Source organism: Comamonas sp. GCA5, from assembly GCF_036541385.1.
In the GTDB taxonomy this organism is placed as follows: Bacteria; Pseudomonadota; Gammaproteobacteria; order Burkholderiales; family Burkholderiaceae_C; genus Comamonas; species Comamonas aquatica.
Window position 1 is genome coordinate 1 of the sequence record NZ_JAZHFR010000156.1, and the last position, 2,788, is coordinate 2,788.

Annotated in this window: 2 protein-coding genes; both read right to left on the minus strand. The window is 69.7% G+C overall.

The features are described 5' to 3' along the window. Nucleotides 1–314 precede the first annotated feature (314 nt). Complete coding sequence (gene recJ, locus SJH88_RS18800; RefSeq protein ID WP_274755348.1) at nucleotides 315–2,024, minus strand: single-stranded-DNA-specific exonuclease RecJ; 1,710 nt, start codon at nucleotides 2,022–2,024, stop codon at nucleotides 315–317. Then, nucleotides 2,021–2,788: phosphoglycerate mutase (locus SJH88_RS18805; protein ID WP_274755349.1), on the minus strand; the 768-nt coding region annotated here is incomplete at its 5' end. The genes SJH88_RS18805 and recJ, both read right to left, overlap by 4 nt.

The window sequence follows — 2,788 nt, forward strand, 5'->3', positions numbered from 1 at the left end:
GCCCCACTGCGGTGGCGGCCGCGTCCGGCCCCTGCCAAGCCCGCACCCGCTGCGGCGCCCAAGGCCGCTGTCGCCCAGGGGGGCGAGGACGAATGGGAAAGCTTCTGAAGTCGCCGTCTTGCGGTGGCGTCTAGCCTGCGGCAGCAGCGTGGGCGGAAGCGCCCCCACCGCTCAGGCGGACGCCCTAAGACCTGCATGTGCAGGTCTTTTTTTATAGCTGGATGCGCTGGTGAATCATGGAGTTTCAGCAGTTTTTGTGCTGAAAGTGCCTAAAGATCAGCGCTGCCAGCTCTGCTTTTGTGGTTGCTGCGGCCTCAGCCTTCGGCGCCTTCGACCAGGAACTGTACCTTGCGTTCGCCGCGCCACTCGTTGATGTCGAGGCGGAAGGCCAGGTGTACCCAGCCGGGCAGGGGTTCGGTGCGGCCGAACCAGATGCCGTCCACCACGTCGCCGCGGTGGCGCAGCTGGAGCTTCAGGTGCTTTTCGCCCACCAGCCGCTGCGACAGCACCTCCACGTCCTCGCTGAAGGTGGGCGGGGCAAAGCCCTGGCCCCAGACTTCCAGGTTCAGCTGCTCGACCACCTCGGCCTGGCGGAAGGCCGGGTCCAGCGGGCCATCGGTCTCCACGCAGCGCGTCAGGGTCTTGGCGTCCAGCCATTCCTGGGCGACCTGGGCAAAGCCCTGTTCGAAGGTGTGGAAGTGCTCTTCGGCGATGGTGCAGCCGGCCGCCATGGCGTGGCCGCCAAAGCGCAGAAGCACGCCGGGGTGGCGCTTGGCCACCAGGTCCAGCGCGTCGCGCAGGTGAAAGCCGGGAATGGAGCGGCCCGAGCCCTTGAGCTCGTGCGCCTTGCCCTCGGCCTGGCTGGCGGCAAAGACGAAGGTGGGGCGGTGCAGGCGGTCCTTGACGCGCGAGGCGACGATGCCGACCACGCCTTCGTGGAAGTCCGGGTCGAACACGCTGATGGCCGCAGGCGGCAGCACACCGTCTTCGAACAGCTCATCGGCCAGGGCAAAGGCCTGCAGGCGCATGCCGGACTCCATCTCCTGGCGCTCGCGGTTGATGCGCGTCAGCGTGTGCGCCAGTTCCAGCGCCTTGGGGTAGTCATCGGTCAGCAGGCACTCGATGCCGATTGTCATGTCGGCCAGGCGGCCGGCGGCATTGATGCGCGGGCCCAGGGCAAAGCCGAAATCCGTGGTGCTGGCCTGCCAATATTCCTTGCCGGCGGCCTCGTACAGGCCGCGAATACCGGCTGGCATGTGGCCTTTGCGGATGCGCTGCAGGCCCTGCGCCACCAGGCGGCGGTTGTTGGCGTCCAGCTTGACCACATCGGCCACGGTGCCCAGGGCCACCAGGGGCAGCAGGGTGTCCAGCTTGGGCTGGTGGGCGGCGTCGAACACCCCGCGCGCGCGCAGCTCGGCGCGTAGCACCAGCAGCACGTAGAACATCACGCCCACGCCGGCCAGGGACTTGCTCTCGAACGTGCAGCCGGGCTGGTTGGGGTTGACCATGGCGTCGGGCGCGGGCAACTGCTCGCCGGGCAGGTGGTGGTCGGTCACCACCACGGTCAGGCCCAGGGCCTTGGCCTGGGCCACGCCGTCCACGCTGCCGATGCCGTTGTCCACGGTCAGCAGCAGCTCGTGCCCCTTGGCGTGCACGCGGCGTGCAATCGGGGCGGACAGGCCGTAGCCGTCGGTGATGCGGTCCGGCACCTCATAGCTCACATGCTGGGCGCCCAGCATGCGCAGGCCGCGGATGCCGACCGCGCAGGCGGTGGCGCCGTCGCAGTCGTAGTCGGCGACGATGCAGATGCGCTGCTGCCGCGCGATGGCGTCGGCCAGCACGCGGGCCGCCTCCTGGATGCCCTTGAGGCCGGAAGGCGGCAGCAGCTTGCCCAGGCCGGTGTCCAGCTCTTCACAGGACTGCACGCCGCGCGCCACGTACAGGCGCGCCAGCAAGGGGTTGATGCCGGATTGCACCAGGGTCTGGACGGTGCTTTCCGGGATCGTTCGTTCAATGATCTTCATAGCGCTTGGTGCAAGCCAGCAAAGCGCTGGGGGCTGAAAACGTTCTTGATCTTGTCCACCAGCCCGCGTGGCTGGCTGTCCCAGCTGCGGGCGTGGTGTTCGCCGCACAGGCTCAGGGTGGCGGGGCCGCCCTGGGCGACATGCTGCGCCAGTTCGGCCAAGGGGCCGGCATCGGCGGCCAGCCAGGCCTGCTTCCACGCCGGCCAGTCCTGGCGCAGGGCCGCCTGGCGCAGCCCGTCCACCACCTGCAGCTGGACCTGGGCGGCGGCCTGCTGGCTGTGCGCCAGCGCGTCGGCATCCAGGCTGCCCGCGCCGTGCAGCCAGAAGGCGTTGATCGGCCGCAGGCCGCGTTCGGCGCGCCGGTCGTTGAAGGCGTGGGTGTACAGCAGCATCTGCACCTCGCTGTGCAGGCGGTGCAGGGTGCGTGCGGTCTGCGCACTGGGCAGCCAGGGGCTGACATCGCGCAGCAGCACCCGGTCCAGCGAGGCTGGGCGCAGGTCGGCCAGCGGTGCGCCGGCGATGCGCCACAGCAGCGGCGTGACGATGTCCAGCGACAGACCGTCCTGGGCAAACCAGGGCTGCAGCAGGGCGTGCAGGGCCTGGGCATCGGCCAGTTCCAATTGCAGGCTGGCCGGATCGTCCATGCGCACCTGGTCGGCCCCGGCGGTCCAGTGGCAGGGCGTCAGCCAGGCACAGGGCCAGGTGTCGACGGTCTGCGTGGCCACGGGCGGCCCAGGCGGGCCGCTCGGCGTCCAGCGCCCAGG